The sequence below is a fragment of the Streptomyces sp. TRM49041 genome, from assembly GCF_008271805.1.
Lineage (GTDB): Bacteria > Actinomycetota > Actinomycetes > Streptomycetales > Streptomycetaceae > Streptomyces.
In genome coordinates, this window is the sequence record NZ_VSRY01000141.1 from 16,592 (window position 1) to 36,521 (window position 19,930).

The following is a 19,930-nucleotide window of genomic DNA, read 5'->3' on the forward strand; positions in this document are numbered from 1 at the left end:
GGGGCTGTGTCCGCCACCGGTCGTGTCGGGACGGGCTCCGGATCCCCTCGTCCCGGGCCGACAGGGTGTCGGCATTCGCCCGTGCCGGGCGGGCGTAGCGTGGGTTCATGACTGTGTACGGATCCTTTCCCGGGGCGCGGCCGCGGCGGCTGCGTACGACGCCCACCATGCGGCGGATGGTCGCGGAGACGCGGCTGCATCCGGCCGACCTGATCCTCCCGGCGTTCGTGCGCGAGGGGGTCGCCGCGCCGGTGCCGATCCAGGCCATGCCCGGGGTCGTGCAGCACACCCGCGACACGCTGCGGAAGGCCGCCGTGGAGGCGGTCGAGGCAGGGGTCTCCGGAATCATGCTGTTCGGCGTGCCGGAGGAGGCCAAGAAGGACGCGGCGGGGACGGCGGGCACCGACCCGGACGGGATTCTTCAGGTCGCCGTCCGTGATGTGCGGGCCGAGGTCGGCGACGAGCTGGTGATCATGTCCGATCTCTGTCTCGACGAGTACACCGATCACGGACACTGCGGGGTGCTCGACACCGACGGCCGGGTCGACAACGACGCCACGCTGGAGCGGTACGCCGAGATGGCTCAGGTCCAGGCCGATGCCGGGGTCCATGCGGTGGGGCCCAGCGGCATGATGGACGGCCAGGTCGGGGTGATCCGGGACGCGCTGGACACCATCGGCAAGGAGGACGTGTCGATCCTCGCGTACACCGCCAAGTACGCGTCCGCCTTCTACGGTCCGTTCCGCGAGGCCGTCGGCTCCTCCCTGAGCGGCGACCGGAAGACGTACCAGCAGGACCCGGCCAACGTCCGCGAGTCGCTGCGGGAGCTGGCGCTGGACCTGGAGGAGGGCGCCGACATGGTCATGGTCAAGCCGGCGGGCCCGTACCTGGACATCCTGGCGAAGGTCGCCGACACGGTGGACGTGCCCGTGGCCGCGTACCAGATCAGCGGCGAGTACGCGATGATCGAGGCCGCCGCCGAGAAGGGCTGGATCGACCGCGACAAGGCCATCCTGGAGTCGCTGACCGGCATCAAGCGCGCCGGTGCCCAGATGATCCTCACCTACTGGGCGACGGAGGTCGCGCGGGGGCTCGCCCGCCGCTGACGCCGAGCCGCCCGGCGGATACGCGGCTTGGGGGTCCGGCTCGAAGCTGTGGGGCGGGATCGTCCAGCGTGGTAGTCCGCACACACGATCACCTGGTACCGATCACGGCCGCGATCAGGCCGAGCCTCGCTCCACCACCCAGCGCCAAGCCCCTGACCTGCGAATTCATGGGCCTGCCTGATCGGTGAAGCGAGGCTCGGCTTAGTATCGGGCGGTCTTGAGATGACGGGGGATCAAGCGTGGAAGCACAGGATGCGCCACAGGGCGCGGATGACGGCATAGACGGTGGCGTACGAGGCTCATGGCTGCGGCGCCGTCGCAGGACGGTCGTCGCGGTGACCGTGGTGGCACTCGCGATCGCCGGGGGCGGTGCCTGGGCGGCCGGAATCGGACCGTTCGCCAAGGATCAGTACTGCTGGGGTGCTTGGGAGCAGGACAGTGGCCCCCGGCTGCTCGGCGACGACGAGCTGGGCAAGTCCGGGAGTGAACGCACCGCCGAGGAGTCCGCCGCGCTGTCGGCCGACAGCCCGGAGGGCGTCTGCACGCTGCGGGTGACGTCCAGCGTGCCGGACGACCACGGGTCCTCGGGCGCGGGCACCCACGGCTCCGAGGACGACGCCGACGACCCCGACGATGCCGAGACGACGAACACCATCGAGTTCAAGAAGACGGTCAAGGTCGGCTATGGGCCCGTACCGGCCTCGGAGAAGGAACGTCTGAGCTGGCTTGAGAAGTTCCTCGACGGCTCTGTGGGGCCGCTGCCCGACGGAGTCCCCGGACTGGTCAGCCGGGCCAAGGGCATGGTCGTACTGCCCGAGGAGTGCGATGTCGACGGGCGACCGACCGTGGTGACCATCACCGGGGAGGAGACCGGGGACGGCCATCTGGGGCTGGTGAACCTGCCGGTGTCGATCGGCAGCCAGGGGGACGTGGCCCAACTGCTGGTCGCCGTGGCCAACGAGGGGATGCGGCGGACGGGTTGCGCCGCCAAGGGCGCTGCTCCACTGCGGGTCACCTCTCCGGTCAAGCCCGCCCGCGAACGGGAGACCGGCGGCGTCGGCTCGACAGCCACCTGCGGCATCCGTGGTTTCGGCTTCGCGACTGTCAAGGGCGATCACTATGACGCGCAGGCCGGTGCCGTGGAGGACGGTGTCCAGCTGTGCACGATGACCAACACGGACAGTGTCAGGAACCCTGTCGCCGTGGGGCAGTTCATGATGGTGGCGCAGCCGCGTCTGGCGGCGCTGTTCCAGGGTCTTGCCGGTGACCGGCCACCGGGTCCCGGCTGGCGTGGCAAGGGGCGGCTGGCCGGCTCGTACAACATCGTCCAGGCCGACTGCGAGAGCGGTCCCACCGTCTTCGCGCTCAGGCTCGACAGCGCCTATCTGCAGCAGATCGCCATCCCGGACGCGGGCGGCGCGTTCGCCCGGGCCGTGAACGCTGTGGGAGACCGTATCGGCTGCTCAGACGTGGCGCCGCGGCGATGAGCGGCGCACCGGAGTCGACGAGCGACACAGCGGAGACGGAGAGCGGGAGCGGCGCGATGCCCGAGGACACCCACGAGCAGGACCTCACGTCGGCGACGCCGGCCACGACCGCCCCTTCCTCGCCACCGCCACCCCCGACGCCCTCCCCTGGCGGCCGACGGCGGCTGCTGCGCGGCAAGCGGGGGGCGGCGCTCGCGGGTGTGCTCGCCGGTGCACTGCTCGGCGCGGGCACGGTGGCCTGGCAGACGGACACCCTGCCGTTCGTACCGAGGGACCTGTGCTGGGGGTCGCTGTCGGAGGACGTCGCATTCGGCATGTTCAAGCGGGAGGGGCGCCTGGAGGCACGGGAACTCCCCCTCGAACATGCCCGGGGAAACGACGCGCGGGTCCGGGGCGAGTGCAGGATCACGCGCATCGAGGACGGCGAGCGGCGCTGGGAGGTGACCGCCAGGGTCCGCGACCTTGACGAGCTGTACGGGCTCGACATGAGGGAGTGGCCCGACGAGTTCCTCTCCCCTCGGATGGTTCCGCTGGGCGGCGAGATCACCGGAATGGCCTCGCCCAACCGCGCCTGGGCCGCGCTGCCCAAAAGCTGCACGAGCTCGTCGGGCCGGGCCCACGCGCCGATGGTGGTGGACCTGTCCGCGGGCGTCGACTGGATCGAGCGCGACGACGACCAGGCCCGCCGGGCCGCAATGGCGCGCACCGTCGTCCACATGACCAACGGGCTGATGGAGAAGTGGGGTTGCTCGGGGACGTACGCCGATCCCGGGGAACTGGCGCCGCCCGCCGAGACGCGCGAGGCAGGACCGGGTGATCTGTGCGGGGTGAAGGGTCTGCGTCTGCCCGAGGCGGCCCCCGGGGCGAAGGGGGACAAGGTCTCGTACCTCGAACGCGTCACTCCGGGGCCGGGTGAAGGCGTGCGCGGCTGCGAGATAGGCACACGCATGGAGCACCCTGACATCCGGTTCATGACCGTCGAGGACCCGGATCTGGCACAGATCTTCATGCCTCGCACGCTCCAAGGCGGCGGCGAGCGCCTTGGGGGCAACGGCTACGGTGTGCTGGGCGGCGACCTCTCGATGTTCAGGACCAGCTGCCAGACCGGCGAAGTCGCTTTCGTAATGCGTGAGTTCGACTCTTCTCACAGCGACTGGGCGCGTCGGCTCTTCCCCGCCTACGTGAAGTCCGAGGCCAAGCGGATCGGCTGCGGGGAGGTGTCGGTGGAGATGCCTCGCCGAGCCGGATCGAGCTAGCCGGGGGGTGCGCCCCGCAGCTCGGCGATGAGGGCGCCGGTGGTGTCGTGGAGAGTGACGCCGGGGCTCTCGTCTGACGCTGTGGGCGGGGTGTTCACGTACCAGGCGCCCCAGCCCGGTTTGCCCGGGAGCTCGATCAGGATGGCGGGGGTCTTCCTTCCGTCGGAGTACGTGAGTTCCACGCGGGCTGCGTTCTTCGTGCCGTAGTAGACGCCGGAGTGGAACGATCCGCTGCGGTCGGACTCCGTCTGGTGGCTGACGCCGGGCCGCGAGAGGTCGATGTTGCCGTCGACGACGCTGCGGAAGTTCTCGTAGCCGTCGGGGCCCGACCAGTGCTTGCCCTCTTCCGTGAGCCAGACCTTCCAGCCGCGGCCGGCGTCCACCTGCTCGTTCGGCTCGACGATGCGGATCGGGGCCGTCGTCGGGGACGGCTTCGCGGCGGGTGCGGCCTTGGCGGGTGCGGCCGCCGCCGGGGTGCTCGGCGGGGCGACCGCGTATGCCACGGTCGGCACCGCCACCAGCGCGGCGGCCACGGACGCGGCCAGCACGTACTTCTTCATCCGGTTGCTCCTTCGTCGTGCGGTGCTTGACGGGTGGAGTGGCGCCTCTCCACTCCTTCTAACGCCGCCTGCCCCGGAGCCGGATGACATGAAGTGGCGGTGACTTTCAGTCCCACCAGAAGCTCCACTCCGTCTGATTGAGCACCCACTCCGTGGCGTACTCCTCCAAGGAGTCGGCGCCCTGCCAGACGTTGTCCGGGCAGAACGCGTGGTGTTCCGCCGCCACCGCCAGCGCGTGTTCCCACGTGCGGGGCGGTGCCGCGACCGACAGCGACATGATGTCCGAGCCCAGACCCACGAGCCGTATGCCGAACCGGTCCTCCCACGAGCGCAGCACCGTCGCCAGCGCCGCCGCGTCCGCGTGGTTGAAGGCCCCGCCCCAACCCAGGGCCGTCACGATGTCCGCGCTGCGGCGCGCCGGTACGAGGGCGGCGTGTGTGCCCTTGAAGTACCTGTCGTCCGTCGCCAGTTCGGCGGCCAGGAGGACCGCCTGGGCATCCGGCTCGCGGGCCGGTGTGCCCGGCGGGGCGAGGCCGGGCCACGGCTGTGCGTCCTGGCCCTCCTCGTCGATCGGCTGCACGAAGTCCCACAGCTTCGTGAGCGTCTCCAGGAGGTCGCGGTCGTCGGCGTCCTCGCCCGACTGACTTGCGCTCAGGTGCTGCCGCTCGGTGAGCAGCACCGGCTGCAACCCGGCTGCCTCACGCGCGGGCAGGAGGCGGGACCAGGTGTCGTGCGTGGCGGGCTCGTCCGCGAACCAGTAGGACGGGTGTACGCGGACGGTGCCGGGCGGAAGGTCCAGGCCGAGTGCGTTCGGGTTGATCACCATGCGACCCACGCTAAGGGCCGCCACTGACAATCAGCCCGGCGTGCGGGTGAGCGCCGCCCAGGTCGCCGGCGCGACGCTGAGCATCGGGCCGTTGGGCGTCTTGGAGTCGCGGATGTGGATTGCGGAGGCCGGGCCATGTGGTGTGGTGAGAGTTCGCCGAGGGCGACACCGGGCCCGTGCGGCCTACGCGGGCCCTTCGACCAGGGACTTGATGCCCTGAAGGGTGGCCCCCATGTTCGTGCGGAGCTGTTCGAGGCGCCCGGCCACGATCTCCTCCTCGTGGTCCGGGGCCCGGTCGATCATGAGGCTCACGCCCGAGCGGGCCGGGCCTATGCGCGCGGAGTGGCGTAGAAGGGTGCCGCCGCCGGGCTCCGGTGACAGGTCGAAGCGCCAGGTCGCCAGAGGGCGGTCGGGGTCGGGCCGCTCGTCGCCGAACCGGGCGTCCGGGGCGGTGACCGCCCAGGCGAACGCGCGCTCCTCGACCAGTTCCACGACGTACGAGTGGGTGCGCCACTCGCCGAGCAGCGGGTGTGTGTTGAGTCCCTCGAAGCGGGCGCCAAGGGCTGGGGCGGTCGCCCCGTCGAGCCAGGTGGCGCGCTGGAGTTCGGGGCTGAGGCGGGCCGGGAGGCCGATGTCCGTCACCAGCTCCCAGACGCGGGCGGGCGGTGCGGCGACGGATGTCTCGGTGCTCGTGGTCGGGCCGTCTGCGTAGCGCATGAGGGGAGCGTAGGGCGGCGCGCCGGGCCCGGAAGCCGCTTTCGCTGCGAATGTGCTGGGGGTCACCGCCGACCGGAGGCGCCGCCTGCCGGTACGGGCTCCGGGGCCGTCGAATCTCGGGGGCGGGTGCGAGGTCGCGGTCTCCGGCACCAACTGGCGCGTTCTGGTGGTCAAATTTGAGTACCCGGGTGGAGGAGCGAACTCAGGCCGTTCGGAGCACCCTGGAAGGGAACCACCGGAGGTGAATCGCCATGCACACACTCGTCGGATGGCATGTCGACATGGAGTTCAAGGAGGAGGACAACCGCACCAAGGCCGCCGCACTGGTACGGCTCACTGACGGCACCGAGGTGCGCGGGCACGGCCAAGCCCAGCGCCACCCCTCCGACCACGAGCAGCTGCGGGTCGGCGAGGAGATCGCGGGTGCCCGCGCGCTGATGGACATCGCCACGCAACTGCTGCAGAAGGCCCATGTCGAGATCGACGAGGAGAAGGGGAAGCCCTCGCACCCGTTGATCTGAGGGAGCGCCCAGGAAGGGGCGGCGCGACGCGCGCCGCCCCCCGGTACCCCTGTGCTCAGAGTCGCTCGGGCGTACGGATGCCCAGCAGCGCCATGCCCTGGCTCAGCGTCCGCGCGGTCAGGTCGCACAGGAACAGCCGGTTCTCGACCTGCTCCGGGGTGGGCGCCTTCAGCACCGGGCACTCCGCGTAGAACGTCGTGTACAGCGACGCCAGCTGGTACAGGTACGCGGCCAGCTTGTGCGGCTCGTACGACTCGGCCACCTCGGCCAGCGCCTCGCCGAACCGGTCCAGGTGCAGGCCCAGCGCGCGCTCGGCCGACGCCAGTTCCAGCTCCGGATGCGCGACCGGCTTCGCGTCGCCCGACTTGCGGATGATCGACCGGATACGCGCGTACGCGTACTGGAGGTACACCGACGTGTCGCCGTTCAGCGACACCATCTGGTCCAGGTCGAACTTGTAGTCCCGGGACGCGGACGTCGACAGGTCGGCGTACTTGATCGCGCCGATGCCCACCTGGGCGCCGCGCTCGGCGATCTCCTCCTCGGACAGCCGCTCGTCCTCGGGGAGGCCTTCGGCCTTCTCCCGGACCACCGCCGACGCCCGGTCGATCGCCTCGTCCAGCAGGTCCACCAGCCGCACCGTCTCGCCCTCACGGGTCTTGAACGGCTTGCCGTCCTTGCCGAGCACCGTGCCGAACGCCAGCTGGACCGCCTTGACGTCGCCGTCCAGCCAGCCGGCCCGGCGCGCGGTCTCGAAGACCATCTTGAAGTGCAGGGCCTGCCGCGCGTCCACCACGTACAGGAGGGTGTCCGCGCCCAGGTTCCGCACGCGGTCGCGGATCGCGGACAGGTCGGTCGCCGCGTACCCGTACCCGCCGTTCGACTTCCGTACGATCAGCGGCACCGGGTTGCCGTCCGGGCCCTTCACGTCGTCGAAGAAGACGCAGAGCGCCCCCTCGGAGCGGACGGCGACGCCCGACTCCTCCAGGAGGCGGCACGTCTCGTCGAGCATGTCGTTGTAGCCCGACTCGCCGACCACGTCCGGGTCGTCGATCTCCATGTCCAGCTTGTTGAAGACCGAGTAGAAGTAGATCTTCGACTCGTCGACGAACCGCTGCCAGAGCTTCATCGTCTCCAGGTCGCCGGACTGGAGGAGGACCACCCGGTCCCTGGAGCGCGCCTTGAACTCCTCGTCGGAGTCGAACAGCGCGCGGGACGCCTTGTAGAGGCGGTTCAGGTTCGACATGGCCTCCTCGCCGGAAGCATGCGTGTCGCTCGTGTCCGCCTTGTGGTCCAGCTCGTGGGGGTGCTCGATCAGGTACTGGATGAGCATGCCGAACTGGGTGCCCCAGTCGCCGATGTGGTGGCGCCGGACGACCTTCTCGCCCGCGAACTCCAGGATCTGCACCATCGCGTCGCCGATGACGGCGGACCGCAGGTGGCCGACGTGCATCTCCTTCGCCACGTTCGGCTGGGCGTAGTCGATGACCGTGGTGCCGGGCTTCTGCGCGTACGGGACGCCGAGGCGGTCGTCGGCGGCGCGGGCCGCCAGCGTCTCGACGATCGCCCGGTCGCTGATCGTGATGTTGAGGAAGCCGGGGCCCGAGACCTCGACGTCCTTCAGCACGTCGTTCGCCGGGAGAGCGTCCACGACCTTCGTCGCCAGCTCGCGCGGATTGCCCTTCAGCTGCTTCGCGAGGGCCAGGATGCCGTTGGCCTGGAAGTCGGCCCGGTCGCTTCGTCGCAGCAGCGGGTCGGCGGAACCGGCCTCCGGCAGGGCTGCCGAGAGGGCGTCCGCGAGGCGCTGCTGCACGGTCGAAGCGAGGGAAGGGACCGAGGCCATGAGCTTCCGTTCCTGAGTCGGGGTCTGTGTCGTGTCGGAGTGATGCTTTTCCGGTTGTCAAGTGTCCCATGGCCGAGCAACCTCTTTATCGCGACCGCCCCGAGCCTCTCCCCGGTGCGTTCGCCGGTCTCCCGCACGGTCTGTTCCACGGCCTGTGGACAACCTCGGGTCCGGTTGTTCCGTCTGGGAGAATGGCGTGGGGCAACACCCCGCACCAACCCTTCGAAACCCGCATAGACACATCAAGGACGTGCCGATCGTGGCTCAGAGCAGCACCGAGACCGACTGGGTCTCCCGTTTCGCGGACGAGGTCATCGCCGAGTCGGAGCGACGTGCGCCTGGCAAACCGGTCGTCGTCGCCTCCGGCCTGTCCCCGTCCGGCCCCATCCACCTCGGCAACCTCCGCGAGGTCATGACGCCGCACCTCGTCGCCGACGAGATCCGCCGCCGGGGGCACGAGGTCCGGCACCTGATCTCCTGGGACGACTACGACCGCTATCGCAAGGTCCCGGCCGGCGTCCCCGGCGTCGACGAGTCCTGGGCCCAGCACATCGGCAAGCCGCTGACGTCCGTCCCGGCCCCGGCCGGCTCCCCGCACGCGAACTGGGCGGAGCACTTCAAGGCCGCCATGGTCGCCTCGCTCGCGGAGCTGGGCGTCGAGTTCGACGGCATCAGCCAGACCGAGCAGTACACGGCCGGTGCCTACCGCGCGCAGATCCTGCACGCCATGAAGCACCGCGGCGAGATCGACGCGATCCTCGACCGGTACCGGACGAAGGACAAGACCACCGGCCGGCCCAAGGCCAAGGTCCAGCAGAAGCAGAAGCAGCAGAAGCCGGTCGACGAGGCCGAGCTGGAGGCCGCCGAGGGCTCCGGCGCGGCCAGCGAGGACGACGGCTCCGGCGGCGCCGGGGGCTACTACCCGTACAAGCCGTACTGCGGGCGGTGCGAGCGCGACCTCACCACGGTCACGGCGTACGACGACGAGACGACCGAGCTGACGTACACCTGCGTGTGCGGCTTCTCCGAGACCGTGGCGCTCAGCGAGTTCAACCGCGGCAAGCTGGTCTGGAAGGTCGACTGGCCGATGCGCTGGGCCTACGAGGGCGTGATCTTCGAGCCCAGCGGCGTCGACCACTCCTCGCCCGGCTCATCCTTCGTCGTCGGCGGCCAGATCGTCCGCGAGATCTTCGACGGAGTCCAGCCCATCGGCCCCATGTACGCCTTCGTCGGCATCTCCGGCATGGCCAAGATGTCGTCCTCCAAGGGCGGCGTCCCCACCCCGGCCGACGCGCTGAAGATCATGGAGGCGCCGCTGCTGCGCTGGCTCTACGCCCGCCGCAGGCCCAACCAGTCCTTCAAGATCGCGTTCGACCAGGAGATCCAGCGCCTCTACGACGAGTGGGACAAGCTGGAGGCCAAGGTCGCCGACGGCAGTGCCCTGCCCGCCGACGTCGCCGCCCACTCCCGGGCCGTCCGCACCGCCGCCGGCGACCTGCCGCGCACACCGCGCCCGCTGCCGTACCGGACGCTGGCCTCGGTCGTCGACATCACCGCGGGCCACGACGAGCAGACCCTGCGCATCCTCGGCGAGCTCGACCCGGCCAATCCGCTCAGCACGCTCGACGAGGTACGGCCCCGGCTGGACCGCGCCGAGAACTGGATCACCACGCAGGTCCCGGCCGACGCCCGCACCATCGTGCGCGACGAGCCCGACACGGAGCTGCTCGGGTCGCTCGACGACGAGGGCCGCGAGTCGCTGCGGCTGCTCCTGGAGGGCCTCGACAGCCACTGGTCGCTGGACGGGCTCACCACGCTCGTCTACGGCGTGCCGAAGGTCATGGCCGGGCTCGACCCGGAGGCCAAGCCGACGCCGGAGCTGAAGGTCGCCCAGCGCACGTTCTTCGCGCTGCTGTACCGGCTCCTCGTCAGCCGCGAGACCGGGCCGCGCCTGCCCACGCTGCTCCTCGCGGTCGGCGCGGAGCGGGTGCGCAAGCTGCTCGGCGCGTAAGACGCACGCCCGCGCCTGTGCGGCGCCTGTGCTGTGCCGGTGACCGAGGGCCTCACCCTGTGGGTGGGGCCCTCGGCCGTTCCTGCATCGTTCGGATGAGCCGGGGTTCGGCCCCGCGCACGACGCGACGGGGGGACCCGGCACGAGACCGTGGAGCCATGAAGGAACTCGTGGCAGTGGTCGGCTGGGTCGTGGGCATCCAGGGTGCCCTCGGAATCGCCGGAAAGGTCTTCAGCGAAGAGCCGTGGGGCCTCCTCCACAAGTGGTGGGAGATCCCCACGGCCGGATACGCCGTCATCGCACTCGTCGGCGCGGCCATCGCCGTGTACGGGGAGACGAGCAAGCGGCGCGCCTAGATCGTCTCCGGCGGGTCCTTCCCCTGTCCCGCGCCTTCCCGAGACTGGGGCTCTGCCCCCAGCACCCTCTTTCGCGCCTGGACGGCGCTCGACACTGCCCGGCGTCGCGGGTGCCGGAACGCCGGCCCGGCGTCAGGCGATGTGCTCGGCCTCCAGCTCCGCCTGGTACCGGCTCTTGAAGTCGGGCAGCAGCCGGCGCAGCAGCGCCGCACTGCGCGGATGCTGGAGGCCGTACGTGTCGGCGAGGTGTATGTCGAGGACGTCGGCGCTCGGCCAGTCGCCGTTCTGCCCGACGTACGTCCGGAAGATCTCGTACGCGGCACGGCCGAACTCGTCCTCCTCCGCGTCCGGGACCGTGGCCTCGGCCTGCGTCTGGGGCCGCGCCTCGGGGTGGGCCTGGGCGGGCAGGGAGGGCGGGGCGGGCTCTTCGGCGTACGTGGTGGGGTCGTACGTGCCGGCGTAGCCGCTCTCCTGCGGCGGCTTGGGCGCGGAGAACCAGGGGCTCACGTGGCCGGAGGGCACGTACTGCTCCGGCTCCGGCCCCGGCGCATGCCCGGTCGGCTGCTCGGGCTGGTCCGGCTCCGGGTGGACCCGGGGCTGCTCGACCGGGGAGCCGTGCTCGGGCCGCGGCGCCCGCCCGTCCCGCGGTATGGGGGCGGTCCGCGCAGCCTCCGCGGTCTGCGCAGCCTCCGTGGGCTGTGCCGTCTGCCCGGGCTCCTGCGCCTGCGGCTGCCGCCGGGGCTGCTCCGGCGTGGCCGACTGGGGCAACTCCGCCGCGGCCGGAGCCGGGGCCACCGCCACGGCGGCCGCCGTGGCCACCTCCTGCACCTGCACAGGCACCGCCACCGTCGGGTCCGGCGGGAGCAGTACCGGCTCGATGCCCGCCGCCGCCAGCCCCGCCGGGGCCGTCTCGGCCAGCGGCACGCCGTACTTCGCCAGGCGCAGCGGCATCAGCGCCTCGACCGGCGCCTTGCGCCGCCACGCGCGCCCGAACCGGGCCTGCAGGCGCGCCTGGTAGATCATCCGGTCCTGCTCCAGCTTGATCACCTGCTCGTACGAGCGCAGCTCCCACAGCTTCATCCGCCGCCACAGCCGGAACGTCGGCACCGGCGAGAGCAGCCAGCGCGTGAGCCGCACGCCCTCCATGTGCTTGTCGGCCGTGATGTCGGCGATCCGGCCGACCGCGTGCCGCGCCGCCTCGACCGCGACGACGAACAGCACGGGGATCACCGCGTGCATGCCCACACCGAGCGGATCCGGCCATGCCGCGGCGCCGTTGAAGGCGATCGTCGCGGCGGTCAGCAGCCACGCCGTCTGCCGCAGCAGCGGGAACGGGATCCGCATCCACGTCAGCAGCAGGTCCAGGGCCAGCAGTACGCAGATGCCCGCGTCGATACCGATCGGGAACACCAGGGAGAAGTCGCCGAATCCTTTCTTCTCGGCGAGTTCACGCACCGCGGCATAGGACCCCGCGAAGCCGATACCGGCGATGATCAAGGCGCCGGCGACGACGACACCGATCAATACGCGGTGCGTCCGTGTCAGCTGCATCGCGGCCACCCGCGGTCCCCTCCCCTGTCCGAAAGCTCGACCTCGAGGGCACAGCCTGGCACACGCGTGCGAGAACCGGCCCCCGGGGAGGCCGGATCGTATCGTTCTCCTGCTGCCCGCGGGTTACTTGTTGGCGGCGGCGACCGCGGCGACGGCCTCCTTGACGGCCTTCACCGTGCCCTCCATCAGAGTGCCGGCCGCCGGGGTCTTGGCACCCGCGTAGCCCGTGCCGTTGTACGAGACGGTGATGACCACGTTCTCCGTACGGGTCACGATCACGCCGTACCGGAAGGTCTCGCCGGTCTTCTTCAGGGAGTAGCTGATGGCCCGCGCCTCGTTGCCGACGCCCTGGGCGGAGGATGTACGGACGTCGATGGCGCCCTCGGTGGCCTTCACCTCGGCGACCTTGTCCGCGTATTTGTCCTGGGCCCGCTTCTCACCGCTGCCCAGCGTCTGGTCGGACTCGAAGCGGAGCAGCGAGATGTCGATCCAGCGGTAGTCGGAGCCCTTGACGCCCTTGTCCTCGAGGCCGTTCCAGGAGCAGCTGCCCCGGCTGGACAGGTCCGAGGACTTGCCCGGCGTACCGGCCTTCGCCTTCACCTCCGGGACGAGCTCGTCGATCGTCTTCGCGGTGATGGCCTTGCACGCGTCGGGCAGCTTGGGGAACTTCGCGGGCGCCACGCTCGGCGTGGGCGTGGGCGACGCGGAGGGCGCCGCCGAGCCGGCCGCGGTGGACGCGGAGGCCGACGTGCCGGAGCCGGAGCCGGAGTCGTCCGACGAGCAGCCGGTGGCGACGAGCATCGCCGGGACGGCGGCACAGGCGAGTATGCGGGTGAGACGCGGGGCTGATCGGTGCATGGTTCCTTCAGTCGCTCTGTCGCTTTTCATGCGGTCCGGTTTCGTACGGTCCGGTTTCGTACGGTCCGGTTTCGCACGGTCCAGTCGTATGGTCCGGTCGTACGGCCGGGCGATCCGGCCCGGCCACGGTAGCCCGACTCGGCACCGGTCCGGCGCCCGGTCACACATCACGGTGCCCGGCCGGGCACCGGGCGACGGTGCCCCGGGCACCTGTCACTCGTCGAACCGATCGGCCAGACGCCGGGCCAGCTGCCGCGCCCTCTCCTGCAGTTCCTCACTGTCCGGAACCTCGCCGACACGCATGGGCTGGGCGCCGTACCGCACGGTCACGATCACGTTCGATGTGCGGAACACCACGCTCACGGTCCGCTGCTGGGCGGCCGAGCCGGCCGGTGCGAGGACGTCGTCGAGGAACGCCGCGTCGCCCAGGTCGGTCAGCAGGCGGGGCTCCAGGCCCTGGGGCGGGGCGGAGGGGGCGGGCGGCGCGGAGGAGGGCGGCGCGGAGGGCGGCGGGACGGGGGCGGAGGCGGGTGCGCCCGGAGTCGCGGGTGCGGGGGAGACGGTCTGCGCCTCCTGCCCTGCGGCCGGGGTGGTCGTCCCGGGTGCGGCGGGCGTGCCGGGCGTGCCGGGTGCGGTGGTGCCCGTGCCGGTGCTCGCGGTGGCGGTGGGCGTGGCCGGGGTCAGGCCGGCGCCGGCCTCCTTGCCCGCGTACACCTCCTGCGCGCGGGTCTCGTCGCTGACGGTCGGGTCGTACGAGACGACGCGCTCGAAGTCGAGGGTGAGGTGGTGGATGGCGTCCAGGCCGTCCGCCTTCCAGCTGCACCCGGCGCGCCGGTCGGTGTCGTATGTGACGGCCGCGGTGCCGCGCAGGACGCGGTCGCGCTGCTCGGGCGAAAGCCGGGTGACGCCGGGCAGCATCTCCTGGAGGGTGGCGCGGGCGACGGAGCCGCAAGGCTCGTAGAGGGTGCGGTACCGGCCGGGGGCCGCGACGGAGCCGGCGGCGGTGCCGGACTTGGCGTCGGCGCCGGAACCGCCGGTCCCCGAACCGGAGGTGCATCCGGCGAGGGTGGTAGCGGTGAGTGCCGCGAGGAGCGCGGACAGGCCGGATGCGTACGCCCTTCGCTGCACGGTCCCGGGCTCCCTTCCCTGCGGTCACGGTGAAAACAGCTTGCCGGTGGTCTGCGGCCGGTGGACACAATGTGTATCGCACGCGCAGCCGTCGCTGCCGGTCCTCTGTCAGTTATGCGGACTATGGCACCGGTTTTGCGCTATGAGACTTTTTGTGGGGGACAGGGAAGCATGTCGTACGTCGAAGTGCCCGGGGCGAAGGTCCCGATCAGGATGTGGGCGGATCCCGGGTCCGTGGAGGAATCCGCGATGCAGCAGCTGCGGAACGTCGCCACGCTGCCGTGGGTCGAGGGCCTGGCGGTGATGCCGGACGTCCATTACGGCAAGGGCGCCACGGTCGGCTCGGTGATCGCCATGCGCGGCGCTGTCTGCCCGGCGGCGGTCGGCGTGGACATCGGCTGCGGTATGTCCGCCGTCAGGACGTCCCTCACGGCGAACGACCTGCCCGGGGACCTGTCCCGGCTGCGTACGAGGATCGAGCAGGCGATCCCGGTGGGCCGGGGGATGCATGACGAGATGGTGGACCCCGGCCGGTTCCACGGCTTCGCGCTGACGGGCTTCGAGGACCTGTGGGCACGGTTCGACGGGGTCGCGGAGGCCGTGAAGTTCCGCCAGGAGCGGGCCGCGAGGCAGATGGGTACGCTCGGCGGCGGAAATCACCACTTGGAACTTCTGACGGATTCCGTCGGTTCGGTGTGGCTCGTTCTGCATTCAGGGTCGCGGGGTGTCGGCAAAGAACTGGCCGACCACCACATCGGTGTGGCGCAGACCCTGTCGCACAACCAGGGCCTGGTCGACCATGACCTCGCGGTCTTCGTGTCGGACACTCCTGAGATGGCGGCCTACCGCAACGACCTCTTCTGGGCGCAGGAGTACGCGAAGTACAACCGCGCGATCATGATGGCGCTCCTGAAGAGCGTGATTCGCAAGGAGTTCAAGAAGGCGAAGGTGACCTTTGAGCCGGAGATCTCCTGCCACCACAACTACGTGGCGGAGGAGCGCTACGAAGGCATGGATCTGCTGGTCACCCGTAAGGGAGCGATCCGAGCCGGCGGCGGCGAGTACGGGATCATCCCGGGGTCGATGGGCACCGGCACCTACATCGTGAAGGGCTTGGGAAACGAGAAGGCTTTCAACTCGGCCTCGCACGGTGCGGGCAGGCGCATGAGCCGAAACGCCGCCAAGCGGCGTTTCACAGCACTCGACCTGGCGGAGCAGACGCGAGGCATCGAGTGCCGCAAGGACTCCGGCGTGGTGGACGAGATCCCGGCCGCATACAAGCCGATCGAGCAGGTGATGGAGCAGCAGCGAGACCTGGTCGAAGTCGTTGCGAAGCTTGAGCAGGTCATCTGCGTGAAGGGCTGAGACTGCGCCAGGCCCCGGAGTCTTCCTCAGGGGCCAGGCGGCGGGTCTCAGCACGTGGCGTCTTGCCGGGGAGGCATGGGCACCCGCCCGGTCTTCAGACGCCAGAGCCGAAGGCTGCGGCTCTGCTCCGTGCGGCCGAGTTCCACAGCGGCGTCGGTGGGCCTGTCGTGCTTGAGGAGGACTCGGTCCTCCCACGCCTGCCAGCGGCGCCGGGGCGGTGCGATCTTCATGTCCGCAGGGCGCACCCAGCCGGAGAGAGCTGCGGCCGCTGCGCGCTTACGCTCCAGGCTCAGGCAGCCCGGATAGTACAGATGCGCGCCCAGTTCCTGGGCCGCTTCCTTCGTGTAGAGGACGTTGTAGATGCTGTCGCGGGCGTTGCGCCTGATAGTGCGCTCCGCACCCGTCACCTTCTTCGCGTAGTGGCAGAGATAGGCCCCGATGGCCGTGCTCGCGGTGGCGAGGGAGATGAAGGGCAAGCCCTGGCTGGTGTAGCCGACGGAACCATCGGCGTCCACAACGCCACGCAGGTAGTCCGGTCGGGAGAAGGGCACCCGAGGGGGTGTGATCTTTGTCGACTTCTTGCCGTAGGGCAGCCCCAGAGCGTTGAGACGCGTCCTGGCTTCCAGTGAGCAGAGGTTCCATGTGGCCGAGTGGTGAGTATCGGCGAAGTTGGTCGAGCGGGTGCGCTGCGTGATGGACGTGTTGTACGGCGTAAGCCGTTGGAACTCCCGCAGGAGGTGGAGGTCCCGCGCGTTGATCTCAACGGTCAAGCGCCCCTTCTGGCCCGCCCCCAGGCTCAGGTGTCCGTCGGCTTGCAGGAAGCCGAACATGTACGCGTAGTCGGGGTCTTCGAGGTCCATGAAGGGCGCGCTAGGCTCGCGTTCAGCCAGGGGAAGGTCTCTTCTTCCTGTGGTGAGGCCCATGGTTGGGAATGCCGTCCCGGCCATGGGCCGTTTGTGTGTGGTTGTCCGCGAGCCTAGGGCGGGGGTTCGGGTGTCGTACGGGTGACGGGGTGGATTCACCCGGTTGGATCAGTGTTCGCGGTGCACCTTGGTGTTGGACGCCTGGGCGCGGGGGCGGACCACCAGGAGGTCGATGTTGACGTGCGGGGGGCGGGTGACGGCCCAGGTGACGGTGTCGGCGACGTCGTCGGCGGTGAGCGGGTCCGGCACGCCCTGGTAGACCTTCGCGGCCTTCTCGATGTCGCCGCGGAAGCGGGTGGCGGCGAACTCCTCCGTCTTCACCATGCCGGGGGCGATCTCGATGACGCGGACCGGGGTGCCGACGATCTCCAGGCGGAGGGTCTCGGCGAGGACGCGGGCGCCGTTCTTGGCGGCGACGTAGCCCGCGCCGCCCTCGTAGGTGGCGTGGCCCGCGGTGGAGGACAGTACGACGACCGTGCCCGCGCCGCTCGCGGTGAGGGCGGGCAGCAGGGTCTGGGTCATGTTCAGCGCGCCGATGACGTTGACCTCGTACATACGGCGCCAGTCGTCGGGGTCGCCGGTGGCGACCGGGTCGGCGCCGAGTGCGCCGCCGGCGTTGTTGACGAGGACGTCGCAGCGGTCGAGGGCGGCGGCGAAGGCGTCGACGGCCGGCCGGTCGGTGACGTCGAGGGCGTGCGCGGTGGCCTGGTGGCCGGCCTCGGTGAGCTCGGCCGCCAGGGCCTCGACGCGGTCCTTGCGGCGGGCGGTGAGTACGACGTGATGACCGGCCGCGGCGAGCCCGCGGGCGGTGGCGGCGCCGATGCCGCTGCTGGCTCCGGTGACGACGGCGACGGGCAGGGCGGCGGCGGTCATGGTGGTGCGAGCTCCTCAGGCCGGTGAGCGGTACGTCGTCAGCATAGGCGGGCTCAGTGGCCGCGTGGGGTGTACATGATCACTGCCATTCCGGCGAGGCAGATCAGGGCGCCCGTGACGTCCCAGCGGTCCGGGCGGAAGCCGTCGGCGACCATGGCCCAGGCCAGGGAGCCGGCGACGAAGACACCGCCGTACGCGGCGAGGACGCGCCCGAAGTCGTGCTGCGGCTGGAGCGTGGCGACGAACCCGTAGGCGCCCAGGGCCAGGACGCCGGCACCGATCCAGAGCAGGCCGCGGTGTTCGCGAACGCCCTGCCAGACGAGCCAGGCGCCGCCGATCTCGCAGAGCGCGGCGAGGAGGAACAGTGCGGCGGAACGGGCGACAAGCATGCGGTCAGCGTCGCACGGCCCGCGTGGCTCACCGAATGCGAGAGTACGAAATCGGAATCCCCGCTACGCCGGCGCGCCGCCGAAGTCGCGGAGGGCGTCGCGGACGATGGCGTCCAGGCGGGCGTGATGGGCGCCGCGCCAGTAGACGCGGTCGCAGTCCGTGCACCGGGCGAACACGTCGTACGTGCGCCGCGTGCCGTGTTCCAGGCGCTCGCGGACGGAGTCCTTGTCCGCCTCGGTCAGCCGGCCGTTGCAGGCGGTGCAGCGGGTCCACGGGGCGAGCGCCGGTGCGAAGCGCTCCAGTACGTCGCGCAGTTGGTCGTCCGGGCGGTGGCTGTAGACGTACGCGCCCGCCCACAGCTCCCGGCGGCGCAGCAGCCCGCGGTCCCGGGAGAGCATCACGCGCCGCTCCTTCGCCGACCGGGTGGCCAGCGCCGCGTCGCCGATGTCCTCGCTCTCGTACGCCGCGTCGACGCCGAGCAACCGCAGCCGCCGGGCCAGCGTGCCCAGGTGCACGTCGAGCAGGAACCGGAGCGGAGCGCCCGGGACCTCCTGCGGGCGCTCGACACCCCGTACCTCCACGTCCTCGCCCGCCGACGGGACGTGCGAGGCGGGAACCGGCTCGCCGTCGGCCAGCAGGGCACCGACCTCGGTGAGCGGCACGCCGAGCGACTCGACGACATGGCCCAGCGTCGAAACGCCGTCGGTCACCAGGGCGGTCCGGCCGGCGCGGCGCGGTGCCGCCACGAACAGGTCCAGCTCGGGCGGGAAGCTGATGTGGATCTCCGGTCCGTTCACGCCGCCAGGATGCCACCGCGCGCCCGCGACGAGCGAGATCATTTCCCGGTCGGCCCGTCGGGCAGCAGGTCCAGCCGCCAGACGTTGCTGCGCAGCAGACGCCCCACCGGGTACTCGAAGAGCCGCTCGCCCAACAGCTCGAACCCCGCCTTGCGGCACACCGCGTTCGACGCGCCGTTCGCGATGGACGGATAGGCGTGCAGGTACCGGCGCGCGCCCACCGCGCGGGCCCGCTCCGCGACGGCGACCGCCGCCCCGGTCGCCGCGCCCCTGCCCTGGAAAGCCGGCAGGACGCTCCACCCGGTCTCGTACACCGGCTCGTCGTCCCACATCGCCTCCCAGAAGCCGATCGTCCCGACCGGCACCTCCTCGGGGAGCAGCACGATCCGGAACATCCGCCCCGCCTCCGGGGGGCCGTCGGCCATCGCCACGTACCGCTTGTGCCGGCGGAGCAACTGCTCCTCGGTCTCGGGTCCGCCGAGGTGCGTCATCATCTCCGGCGCGTTGACCGCGGCGAGGAGGTCGAAGTCCTCGGGTGACCAGACGTCGATCCGTACGCGGGGGCCGGAGCGCGTCACGGCCAGACGAGGCAGTACGGCTGGTGCCCCGCCTCGTGGAGCCGCACGGAGAAGTCCTGCCACTCGTGGAGCAGCTGGTAGACGTTGAACGCGTCGCGCGGACCGCCGCGGTCCGGGACCGTGGACCATATGAACGCGGCGGCGCCCACGGATTCCTCCCCCACGCCGCGCAGCGGGTCGACGACAGTCATCGGCAGCTTCACCACCGCGTAGTCGGGGTGCAGCACCACCAGTTCGAGCGGTGGCACCTTGTGCAGCGGCATGCCCTGGAGGCCGGTGAGCACCATGGCGGCTATGGTCTCCGGCTTGATCTTGCTGAACATGCCGCCCATGCCCAGCTCGTCGCCGCCCAGCTCCTCCGGCCGCATCGAGATCGGCACGCGCGCGGCGGTGGCACCGTTGGGCGCGCCGAAGTACTTGTATGTCACCCCCATGCGGCCACCCCTGCTCCCCGGCGGATCAATCCCCATGGGACGGCCTCCCACAGGGTCCTCCCGCTGCACGGCATTGTCCCGCTGCAAGGCGCTGTCGCGCTGTACGGGTTTGTCCCTCGGGGCGGGATTGTCCCGCTGTCGTCGGTGCCTCCCCCGCCGGGCACGCTCGGGACCCAGATCGCCGGTCCCCTCGCCCAGTCCGCCACCGCGATGCATATCTCCACCCGACTGCTTGCTGGGTGACGCGGCCCCCGCCGCGCAACCCGATCATCGTGTCAGTGACCTCCCCCGCGAGCGGATGGTGAAACACCTGTCCGCAAGAACGTCCGGGCCTCTGACACCATGGTTTC

At 70.9% G+C, this 19,930-nt stretch carries 20 protein-coding genes and 1 pseudogene; 7 read left to right on the forward strand and 14 right to left on the reverse strand.

From position 1 onward, the window contains the following. Positions 1-107: 107 nt before the first annotated feature. The 3 genes from hemB (at position 108) to FVS66_RS18855 (ending at position 3,849) form a co-directional block, all read left to right on the forward strand. The gene (gene hemB / locus FVS66_RS18845; protein ID WP_149182349.1) at positions 108-1,106 is read left to right on the forward strand and encodes a porphobilinogen synthase; all 999 of its coding nucleotides are present in this window, start codon (positions 108-110) and stop codon (positions 1,104-1,106) included. 239 nt (positions 1,107-1,345) lie between these two features. Then, the gene (locus tag FVS66_RS18850; protein WP_149182350.1) at positions 1,346-2,593 is read left to right on the forward strand and encodes a hypothetical protein; all 1,248 of its coding nucleotides are present in this window, start codon (positions 1,346-1,348) and stop codon (positions 2,591-2,593) included. Beyond that, positions 2,590-3,849: a hypothetical protein gene (locus FVS66_RS18855; RefSeq protein ID WP_149182351.1), complete on the forward strand. Its 1,260-nt coding sequence runs from the start codon at positions 2,590-2,592 to the stop codon at positions 3,847-3,849. The genes FVS66_RS18850 and FVS66_RS18855 overlap by 4 nt, the downstream gene beginning before the upstream one ends. Here the strand turns inward: FVS66_RS18855 and FVS66_RS18860 are convergent. The 4 genes and pseudogenes from FVS66_RS18860 to FVS66_RS18875 form a co-directional block, all read right to left on the reverse strand. Further along, positions 3,846-4,409, reverse strand: a complete 564-nt coding sequence (locus FVS66_RS18860; protein WP_149182352.1) for a hypothetical protein — start codon at positions 4,407-4,409, stop codon at positions 3,846-3,848. The two genes, FVS66_RS18855 and FVS66_RS18860, sit on opposite strands and share 4 nt — an antisense overlap. A 106-nt stretch (positions 4,410-4,515) precedes the next feature. Beyond that, positions 4,516-5,235 (reverse strand): DUF4253 domain-containing protein, encoded by a 720-nt coding sequence (locus FVS66_RS18865; protein WP_149182353.1) that lies wholly within the window; start codon positions 5,233-5,235, stop codon positions 4,516-4,518. A gap of 30 nt (positions 5,236-5,265) precedes the next feature. Beyond that, positions 5,266-5,361, reverse strand: a pseudogene (locus tag FVS66_RS18870) (DUF397 domain-containing protein); the annotation flags it as partial. 57 nt (positions 5,362-5,418) lie between these two features. Next, positions 5,419-5,952: an SRPBCC family protein gene (locus FVS66_RS18875; protein ID WP_149182354.1), complete on the reverse strand. Its 534-nt coding sequence runs from the start codon at positions 5,950-5,952 to the stop codon at positions 5,419-5,421. Positions 5,953-6,203: 251 nt separating this feature from the next. On the opposite strand from FVS66_RS18875, the gene FVS66_RS18880 reads away from it, so the two are divergent. Then, complete coding sequence (locus tag FVS66_RS18880; RefSeq protein WP_149182355.1) at positions 6,204-6,473, forward strand: DUF1876 domain-containing protein; 270 nt, start codon at positions 6,204-6,206, stop codon at positions 6,471-6,473. 55 nt (positions 6,474-6,528) lie between these two features. On the opposite strand, the gene argS is transcribed toward FVS66_RS18880, so the two are convergent. Next, positions 6,529-8,316 carry an arginine--tRNA ligase gene (gene argS, locus FVS66_RS18885; protein WP_149182356.1) on the reverse strand — a complete coding sequence of 596 codons (1,788 nt, stop codon included), beginning with the start codon at positions 8,314-8,316 and terminating at the stop codon, positions 6,529-6,531. Between the two features lie 250 nt (positions 8,317-8,566). On the opposite strand from argS, the gene lysS reads away from it, so the two are divergent. Both lysS and FVS66_RS18895 read left to right on the forward strand, forming a co-directional pair. Next, positions 8,567-10,327: a lysine--tRNA ligase gene (gene lysS, locus FVS66_RS18890; protein WP_149182357.1), complete on the forward strand. Its 1,761-nt coding sequence runs from the start codon at positions 8,567-8,569 to the stop codon at positions 10,325-10,327. 158 nt (positions 10,328-10,485) lie between these two features. Further along, on the forward strand, positions 10,486-10,683 hold the full coding sequence (locus FVS66_RS18895) for a hypothetical protein (protein WP_149182358.1): 198 nt from the start codon (positions 10,486-10,488) through the stop codon (positions 10,681-10,683). Positions 10,684-10,815: 132 nt separating this feature from the next. Here FVS66_RS18895 and FVS66_RS18900 read toward each other — a convergent pair whose 3' ends face one another. The 3 genes from FVS66_RS18900 to FVS66_RS18910 all read right to left on the reverse strand — a co-directional run bounded on the left by FVS66_RS18900 (position 10,816) and on the right by FVS66_RS18910 (position 14,220). Then, positions 10,816-12,243, reverse strand: coding sequence for a DUF2637 domain-containing protein (locus tag FVS66_RS18900; protein ID WP_187645588.1), 1,428 nt, complete (start codon positions 12,241-12,243; stop codon positions 10,816-10,818). A 114-nt stretch (positions 12,244-12,357) separates the two neighbouring features. Continuing rightward, a complete protein-coding gene (locus FVS66_RS18905) occupies positions 12,358-13,092 on the reverse strand; it encodes a DUF3558 family protein (protein ID WP_149182360.1) in 735 nt (244 codons plus the stop codon). A 213-nt stretch (positions 13,093-13,305) separates the two neighbouring features. Continuing rightward, positions 13,306-14,220: a DUF3558 domain-containing protein gene (locus FVS66_RS18910; RefSeq protein ID WP_149182361.1), complete on the reverse strand. Its 915-nt coding sequence runs from the start codon at positions 14,218-14,220 to the stop codon at positions 13,306-13,308. Between the two features lie 171 nt (positions 14,221-14,391). Here FVS66_RS18910 and FVS66_RS18915 point away from each other — a divergent pair, with 171 nt between their 5' ends. Further along, positions 14,392-15,585, forward strand: a complete 1,194-nt coding sequence (locus FVS66_RS18915; RefSeq protein ID WP_149182386.1) for an RtcB family protein — start codon at positions 14,392-14,394, stop codon at positions 15,583-15,585. A gap of 47 nt (positions 15,586-15,632) precedes the next feature. Here FVS66_RS18915 and FVS66_RS18920 read toward each other — a convergent pair whose 3' ends face one another. The 6 genes from FVS66_RS18920 to FVS66_RS18945 form a co-directional block, all read right to left on the reverse strand. Continuing rightward, complete coding sequence (locus FVS66_RS18920) at positions 15,633-16,508, reverse strand: hypothetical protein (RefSeq protein WP_262387080.1); 876 nt, start codon at positions 16,506-16,508, stop codon at positions 15,633-15,635. A 108-nt stretch (positions 16,509-16,616) separates the two neighbouring features. Then, on the reverse strand, positions 16,617-17,381 hold the full coding sequence (locus FVS66_RS18925) for an SDR family NAD(P)-dependent oxidoreductase (RefSeq protein WP_149182362.1): 765 nt from the start codon (positions 17,379-17,381) through the stop codon (positions 16,617-16,619). Positions 17,382-17,434: 53 nt separating this feature from the next. After that, on the reverse strand, positions 17,435-17,770 hold the full coding sequence (locus FVS66_RS18930) for a YnfA family protein (RefSeq protein ID WP_149182363.1): 336 nt from the start codon (positions 17,768-17,770) through the stop codon (positions 17,435-17,437). A gap of 63 nt (positions 17,771-17,833) precedes the next feature. Then, entirely contained in the window at positions 17,834-18,568 is a 735-nt protein-coding gene (locus tag FVS66_RS18935; RefSeq protein WP_149182364.1) for a Mut7-C RNAse domain-containing protein, read from the reverse strand. 38 nt (positions 18,569-18,606) lie between these two features. Further along, positions 18,607-19,146 carry a GNAT family N-acetyltransferase gene (locus FVS66_RS18940; RefSeq protein ID WP_149182365.1) on the reverse strand — a complete coding sequence of 180 codons (540 nt, stop codon included), beginning with the start codon at positions 19,144-19,146 and terminating at the stop codon, positions 18,607-18,609. Further along, positions 19,143-19,796 (reverse strand): hypothetical protein, encoded by a 654-nt coding sequence (locus FVS66_RS18945; RefSeq protein WP_187645590.1) that lies wholly within the window; start codon positions 19,794-19,796, stop codon positions 19,143-19,145. Before FVS66_RS18945 ends, FVS66_RS18940 begins: the two co-directional genes overlap by 4 nt. Positions 19,797-19,930: the final 134 nt, after the last annotated feature.

What these genes read in the sequence shown, in the direction of transcription:
- FVS66_RS18855 (WP_149182351.1), top strand. Translation starts at nt 2,590, where the DNA reads ATGAGCGGCGCACCGGAGTCGACGAGCGACACAGCGGAGACGGAGAGC.
- FVS66_RS18875 (WP_149182354.1), bottom strand. Translation starts at nt 5,952, where the DNA reads ATGCGCTACGCAGACGGCCCGACCACGAGCACCGAGACATCCGTCGCC.
- hemB (WP_149182349.1), top strand. Translation starts at nt 108, where the DNA reads ATGACTGTGTACGGATCCTTTCCCGGGGCGCGGCCGCGGCGGCTGCGT.
- FVS66_RS18925 (WP_149182362.1), bottom strand. Translation starts at nt 17,381, where the DNA reads ATGACCGCCGCCGCCCTGCCCGTCGCCGTCGTCACCGGAGCCAGCAGC.
- FVS66_RS18930 (WP_149182363.1), bottom strand. Translation starts at nt 17,770, where the DNA reads ATGCTTGTCGCCCGTTCCGCCGCACTGTTCCTCCTCGCCGCGCTCTGC.
- FVS66_RS18895 (WP_149182358.1), top strand. Translation starts at nt 10,486, where the DNA reads ATGAAGGAACTCGTGGCAGTGGTCGGCTGGGTCGTGGGCATCCAGGGT.
- FVS66_RS18905 (WP_149182360.1), bottom strand. Translation starts at nt 13,092, where the DNA reads ATGCACCGATCAGCCCCGCGTCTCACCCGCATACTCGCCTGTGCCGCC.
- FVS66_RS18945 (WP_187645590.1), bottom strand. Translation starts at nt 19,796, where the DNA reads ATGCATCGCGGTGGCGGACTGGGCGAGGGGACCGGCGATCTGGGTCCC.
- FVS66_RS18920 (WP_262387080.1), bottom strand. Translation starts at nt 16,508, where the DNA reads ATGGGCCTCACCACAGGAAGAAGAGACCTTCCCCTGGCTGAACGCGAG.
- FVS66_RS18865 (WP_149182353.1), bottom strand. Translation starts at nt 5,235, where the DNA reads ATGGTGATCAACCCGAACGCACTCGGCCTGGACCTTCCGCCCGGCACC.
- FVS66_RS18915 (WP_149182386.1), top strand. Translation starts at nt 14,392, where the DNA reads ATGTCGTACGTCGAAGTGCCCGGGGCGAAGGTCCCGATCAGGATGTGG.
- argS (WP_149182356.1), bottom strand. Translation starts at nt 8,316, where the DNA reads ATGGCCTCGGTCCCTTCCCTCGCTTCGACCGTGCAGCAGCGCCTCGCG.
- FVS66_RS18880 (WP_149182355.1), top strand. Translation starts at nt 6,204, where the DNA reads ATGCACACACTCGTCGGATGGCATGTCGACATGGAGTTCAAGGAGGAG.
- FVS66_RS18860 (WP_149182352.1), bottom strand. Translation starts at nt 4,409, where the DNA reads ATGAAGAAGTACGTGCTGGCCGCGTCCGTGGCCGCCGCGCTGGTGGCG.